Here is a 5,467-nt window from a genome sequence, read left to right as displayed (position 1 = left end):
CGACGCCGACCTGATGGTCGCGGCGCTGCGCGCCCTCGGGACGACGCTGGAGCCGGTGGCCGAGACCACGGCCTCCGTCGACTGGCGGGTCGTCCCCGGCCCCGTCCGCGGCGGCGCGAGCATCGACGCGGGGCTGGCGGGCACGGTCATGCGGTTCGTTCCCCCGCTGGCCGCCCTGGCCGACGGGCCGGTCTCGTTCGACGGCGACCCGCACGCCCGCAAACGGCCCATGGGCCCCATCCTCGACGGGCTGCGCGCCCTCGGCGCCCGCGTGGACAACGACGCCCTGCCGTTCACCGTCGAGGGACCGATCACCGGCGGCGAGGTCACGATCGACGCCTCGGGCTCCTCCCAGTTCGTCTCCGGCCTGCTCCTCGCGGCGGCGCGCTTCGAGAAGGGCGTCACGATCCGCCACGCGGGCCCGCCCGTGCCGTCCCAGCCGCACATCGAGATGACCGTGCAGATGCTCAGGGCGGTGGGCGTCACGGTCGACGACGGCGAGCGCGACGTGTGGCGCGTCGAGCCAGGCCCCATCGCGCCCCGCGACCTCACCGTGGAGCCCGACCTGTCCAACGCCGCCCCGTTCCTGGCGGCGGCCATGGTCACCGGCGGCACGGTCACCGTGCCCGGCTGGCCGCGCACCACCACCCAGCCGGGCGACGCCCTGCGCGGGCTGCTCACCGGCATGGGCGCGACCGTCGTACTGACCGGGCCCGACGCCGACGCCGGCGAGCTCACGGTCACGGGCACCGGCCGGATCGACGGCATCGACGCCGACCTGCGCGAAGTCGGAGAGCTGACCCCGACGATCGCCGCGCTGGCCGCGCTGGCCGCCTCACCCAGCCGCATCCGCGGCGTCGGTCATCTGCGCGGCCACGAGACCGACCGGCTCGCCGCCCTCGTCGCCGAGATCAACCGGCTCGGCGGCGACGCCGAGGAGACCGACGACGGCCTGGTCATCCGCCCGCGCCCGCTGCACGGCGGACTCTTCCGCAGCTACGACGACCACCGCATGGCCACGGCCGGAGCGGTGATCGGCCTGGCGGTCCCCGGCGTCGAGGTGGAGAACATCTCGACGACGGGTAAGACCCTCCCGGAGTTCACCGGCATGTGGGCCTCGATGCTGGGCACGCGATGAGCTCACAGGAGCCGGTGGCGTCGGACCGCACCGATCACATGGGCGATCGCATGGGAGCAGGCCGCTGAAAAGGCGGGAGTACGACGAGGACGACGTACGGGTCAGGCCGGGCAGGGGATCCCGGCCGCGGACCCGCATCCGTCCTGCGCACGAGGACGCCGTGGAGGGGTTCGTGGTGGCGGTGGACCGCGGCCGCTACACGACGCTGGTCGAGCCGGGGCGCCAGGCCGCTCGCGGGCGGGAGCCCCGCCTGGTCGTCGCGATGAAGGCCAGGGAGCTGGGCCGCAAGGGCATCGTGGTGGGCGACAGGGTGGCGCTGGTCGGCGACGTCTCAGGCCGGCCCGACACCCTCGCCAGGGTGGTCCGGGTGGAGCCGCGCACGTCGATGCTGCGCCGTTCGGCCGACGACACCGACGACACCGACGGCATCGAGCGCCCGGTCGTGGCCAACGCCGACCAGCTCGTGATCGTCACCGCCCTGGCCGACCCGCCGCCGCGCCCGCGCATGATCGACCGCATCCTGGTCGCCGCCTTCGACGCCGAGATCGACCCGCTGCTCTGCCTGACCAAGTCCGACCTGGCCCCGCCCGGCGAGCTGGTCGCGCTCTACGAGCCGCTGGGCGTGCCGCACGTCGTGGTCCACAAGGGCGGCTCCCTCGACGAGCTGCGCGACCACCTCCGCGGCCGCCTCAGCGTCCTCGTCGGCCACTCGGGCGTGGGCAAATCCACCTTGGTAAACGCCCTGGTGCCGGCTGCCAACCGGGCGGTGGCGCAGGTCAACGCCGTGACGGGCAGGGGCCGCCACACCTCGACCTCGGCCGTGGCCCTGGAGCTGCCGGACGGCGGCTGGATCATCGACACACCGGGGGTACGCAGCTTCGGTCTGGCCCACGTCTCGGTCGAGACCGTCCTGGCGGGCTTTCCCGATCTGGTCGAGGGCACGGTCCACTGCCCCAAGGGCTGCACCCACCTGGGCGACGGCTGCGCGCTGGACGCCTGGGTGGCGGCCGGTCACGCCGACCCGGCACGCCTGGAGTCGCTGCGCCGCCTCCTGTCCAGCCGCGAGGGCGGCCTCGACGACACCGGCGCCTGAGGCGCGTCACCCGCGGCCCGGCCACGCAAGACGAGCGCCCCGGCGGCGCCTGAGGCGGCTCACCCGCGGCGCTCGTCAGGGCCGCGCGGGGCGGAGGGTCCAGGTGACGGTGAGCGAGCTGACGACGGCGCCCTCGGCGTTCCTGATGTCCACGGCGACGTCGAACTCCGGCCGCCTGCCAGCGTCCAGTTCCGCGATCACCTCGTCACGGGAGGCGAGCATGCGCCCCTCGGCGACGACCTCGCCCATGGCCAGTTTGCGGTAGTGGACGGTCGCGGTGGTGGCCAGTGGCACGGCACGGGTGAGCTGGTCGCCGACGGCCGACAGCATGGCGGCGCCGGAGGCCGACTCGGCCAGCGTGAACAGGGCACCGGCGTGCGGCCCCGCCACGTGGTTGTGCAGGTCGGGTCGGTCGGGAAGGCGGCAGGTGGCCCGTCCCTCACCGGCGTGGTCGAACGTGATGCCCAGAGTGCGGGCGAAGGGAACGGTCTTGAGCAGCAAGGCGCCGACGTCAGTGGACATGCCGCCAATGCTACTGGCGAGTAACCCGGAGCCGGAATAGACCCCACGGCCTACTGATGTTCGGCATATCCGGCACGGTAGCGTTGCAGACCGTGCAGGGTTACAGCGACGATCTACGTCTCGCGCATGTCATGGCGGATGCCGCCGACGATCTGACGATGCGGCGGTTCAAAGCGGTCGACCTCAAGGTCGAGACCAAGCCCGATCTGACACCGGTCAGCGACGCCGACCGCGCGGTCGAGGAGGCCATCCGCGGGACGCTTCGCCGGGCGCGCCCGCGCGACGCGGTCGTGGGCGAGGAGTTCGGCAGGACCGGCTGGGGCGCCAGGTCGTGGATCATCGACCCGATCGACGGCACCAAGAACTACGTGCGCGGCGTTCCCGTCTGGGCGACGCTGATCGCGCTCATGGAGTACGGCAAGGTCGTCGTCGGCCTGGTGTCGGCCCCGGCACTGGGCAGGCGCTGGTGGGCCGCCACCGAGGGCGGGGCGTGGACCGGCAAGAGCCTGGCCAAGGCCACCCGCATGCGGGTGTCGTCGGTCGCCACGCTCGACGACGCCTCGTTCTCCTATTCCAGCCTCGGCGGCTGGGAGGAGTGCGGCAGGCTGGACAACTTCCTGTCGCTCGGCCGCTCCTGCTGGCGGACCAGGGCCTACGGCGACTTCTGGTCGCACATGATGGTCGCCGAGGGCGCCGTGGACGTGTCGGCGGAGCCCGAGCTGTCGCCGTGGGACATGGCGGCGCTGACGGTGATCGTGGAGGAGGCCGGCGGCGTCTGGACCGACCTCGCGGGCGTGCCCCGCCTGGAGGGCGGCAGCCTGGTCTGCACCAACGGCGCCCTGCACGACGAGGTGCTCAAGCGGCTCAACGCGCCGAGGTCAGCACCCGCCTGACCGCCGCCATCAGGCTCTCCCGGTACGACCCGCCGAACAGGACGACGTGCACCAGCAACGGGTGCAGCTGATGCAGCGGCACCCGCTCCCGCCAGCCGTCCGCGAGCGGGCTCTCCTCCTGGTACGCGCCGAGGATCCGGTCCTGGTACGGCACCCCGAACAGCGCGAGCATGGCCAGGTCCGTCTCCCGGTGGCCGCCGTGCGCCGCCGGGTCGATCAGCACCCCCGTGCCGCCCGACCAGAGCACGTTGCCGCTCCACAGGTCCCCGTGGATGCGCGCCGGGGGCTCAGGCGGCCCGGCGACCTCGGGGAAGCAGTCCACGGCCCGCTCCAGCAGCCGGACGTCATCTGAGGGCAGCCCCGCCCGCCGTACGAAGGGCAGGACCCGGCGGGCGGCGTAGAACGACGGCCAGTCGTCGGCGGGCGCGTTGTCCATCGGCAGCTCGGCGATGAACCCGGGCCAGGGCGCGCCGAAGGCGGGCGCTCCCGCGCGGTGCAGCCTGGCCAGGTCGCGCCCGAACCGCTCGGCGGCGGCAGGGGTGGGCGCCTCGGTGTCCACCCACGACAGCACGAGCCGGTCGCCGGCGACCTCGACCACCTCCGGCACCGTGATGGCCTCACCCAGCCAGCGCAGCCCGGCCGCCTCGGAGCCGAAAACCTGGGAAGCGGCCCCCGCCCCGCCGGACAGCGTCTTGGCGAACACCTCGCGCCCGTCGTCCAGCACGCCCCGCCGCAGCCGCCACCCGTGCGACGAGCCGAGGTCCTCAGTCGATCTCATCGGCGATGTGCTTCGCCACGCCCTCGGAGGCGGCCTCCACCAGTTGCAGAACCTCCTCGAACCCCTCCGCGCCGCCATAGTAGGGATCGGGCACCTCTGCCTCCTGGGCCTCCTGGGCCTCCTCGGACGCCGCCGGGTCGAACGACCGGAAGAGCCGCACCTCGACGCCGGATGGCGCCATGCGCCGCAGGAACGACAGGTTGTCGCGGTCCATGGCCAGCACCAGGTCGTAGCGGTCGAACCAGTCGTTCGTGAACTGCCTGGCGCGGTGGCCGGAGCCGTCGTAGCCGCGCCCGGCCAGCGTGCGCAGGGCCCGCGAATCCATCGGGTCGCCCGCGTGCCAGCCCTGGGTGCCCGCGCTATCGACGATCACCCGATCGGCCAGCCCATGGTCGTCGAGCACCTTCCGGAGCACGACCTCGGCCATCGGCGACCGGCAGATGTTCCCCATGCAGACGAGGCATACACGAAAAGTCATACCCCCCATCATGGGGGTGCCGTGCCGATGAGCGGCTCATCAGGCCGTCAGGGGCCGCCTTCCCACGGGCGCCGCCGGTCGCTCAACCCAGTGATGAGCCGTTCGACCTCGGGTCCTTGGTTTGAAGGTCGGCTGGTTTGAAGGTCGGCGACTACCCGTCCGCGTCGGAGGATCATGATGCGGTCGACCACCTGGAAGAGGTTGTGGGCGATGAGACGCTGGACCTGCCGGCGTCCTTCGAGTCGCGGATGAACTGGTCTACAACATGATCGGGCGGATCGAGTACCGACCGGATTCGGTGCTCCGGGACCTGCTGGAGCACATCGCGGCGGCCGGAAAGCCGGCCAACGTCCGCATCGAACCGACGTGGGCCGCCGCTCGTATCTGGAATACGGCAGGCAGTACCTGGGCTGGGGCGTGTTCGTCCTGCGCGGCCACAGCCGGTAGCCGCGCCCGGCCGCTTCCAGGACACAAAAAAAGGGGGAGGAGTCTCACCCTCACAGGTGAAACCCCTCCCCCAACAATTGTCCGGCGGTGACCTACTCTCCCACACCCTCCCGAGTGC

7 protein-coding genes are annotated in these 5,467 nt (G+C 72.5%); 4 read left to right on the top strand and 3 right to left on the bottom strand.

Features of this window, described 5'->3' with window-relative positions; genetic code table 11:
* Positions 1 to 1,138: 3-phosphoshikimate 1-carboxyvinyltransferase (aroA, locus tag DQW85_RS00045; RefSeq protein WP_113698442.1), on the top strand; the 1,138-nt coding region annotated here is incomplete at its 5' end.
* 64 nt (positions 1,139 to 1,202) lie between these two features.
* Positions 1,203 to 2,231 (top strand): ribosome small subunit-dependent GTPase A, encoded by a 1,029-nt coding sequence (gene rsgA / locus DQW85_RS00040; protein ID WP_113698441.1) that lies wholly within the window; start codon positions 1,203 to 1,205, stop codon positions 2,229 to 2,231.
* A 75-nt stretch (positions 2,232 to 2,306) separates the two neighbouring features.
* On the opposite strand, the gene DQW85_RS00035 is transcribed toward rsgA, so the two are convergent.
* Positions 2,307 to 2,753, bottom strand: coding sequence for a DUF4442 domain-containing protein (locus DQW85_RS00035; RefSeq protein ID WP_113698440.1), 447 nt, complete (start codon positions 2,751 to 2,753; stop codon positions 2,307 to 2,309).
* A gap of 56 nt (positions 2,754 to 2,809) precedes the next feature.
* Here DQW85_RS00035 and hisN point away from each other — a divergent pair, with 56 nt between their 5' ends.
* A complete protein-coding gene (gene hisN / locus DQW85_RS00030) occupies positions 2,810 to 3,646 on the top strand; it encodes a histidinol-phosphatase (RefSeq protein ID WP_420819128.1) in 837 nt (278 codons plus the stop codon).
* Here the strand turns inward: hisN and DQW85_RS00025 are convergent.
* Both DQW85_RS00025 and DQW85_RS00020 read right to left on the bottom strand, forming a co-directional pair.
* Positions 3,618 to 4,424, bottom strand: coding sequence for a fructosamine kinase family protein (locus DQW85_RS00025; RefSeq protein ID WP_113698439.1), 807 nt, complete (start codon positions 4,422 to 4,424; stop codon positions 3,618 to 3,620). The two genes, hisN and DQW85_RS00025, sit on opposite strands and share 29 nt — an antisense overlap.
* Entirely contained in the window at positions 4,411 to 4,902 is a 492-nt protein-coding gene (locus tag DQW85_RS00020; protein WP_113698438.1) for a low molecular weight protein-tyrosine-phosphatase, read from the bottom strand. Before DQW85_RS00020 ends, DQW85_RS00025 begins: the two co-directional genes overlap by 14 nt.
* 137 nt (positions 4,903 to 5,039) lie before the next feature.
* Here DQW85_RS00020 and DQW85_RS47460 point away from each other — a divergent pair, with 137 nt between their 5' ends.
* Complete coding sequence (locus DQW85_RS47460) at positions 5,040 to 5,171, top strand: hypothetical protein (protein WP_275888147.1); 132 nt, start codon at positions 5,040 to 5,042, stop codon at positions 5,169 to 5,171.
* The last annotated feature ends 296 nt before the right edge of the window (positions 5,172 to 5,467 follow it).

The sequence above is a fragment of the Nonomuraea lactucae genome (assembly GCF_003313395.1).
Taxonomy (GTDB): Bacteria; Actinomycetota; Actinomycetes; order Streptosporangiales; family Streptosporangiaceae; genus Nonomuraea; species Nonomuraea lactucae.
This window is presented reverse-complemented; position numbering and strand designations above follow the sequence as displayed.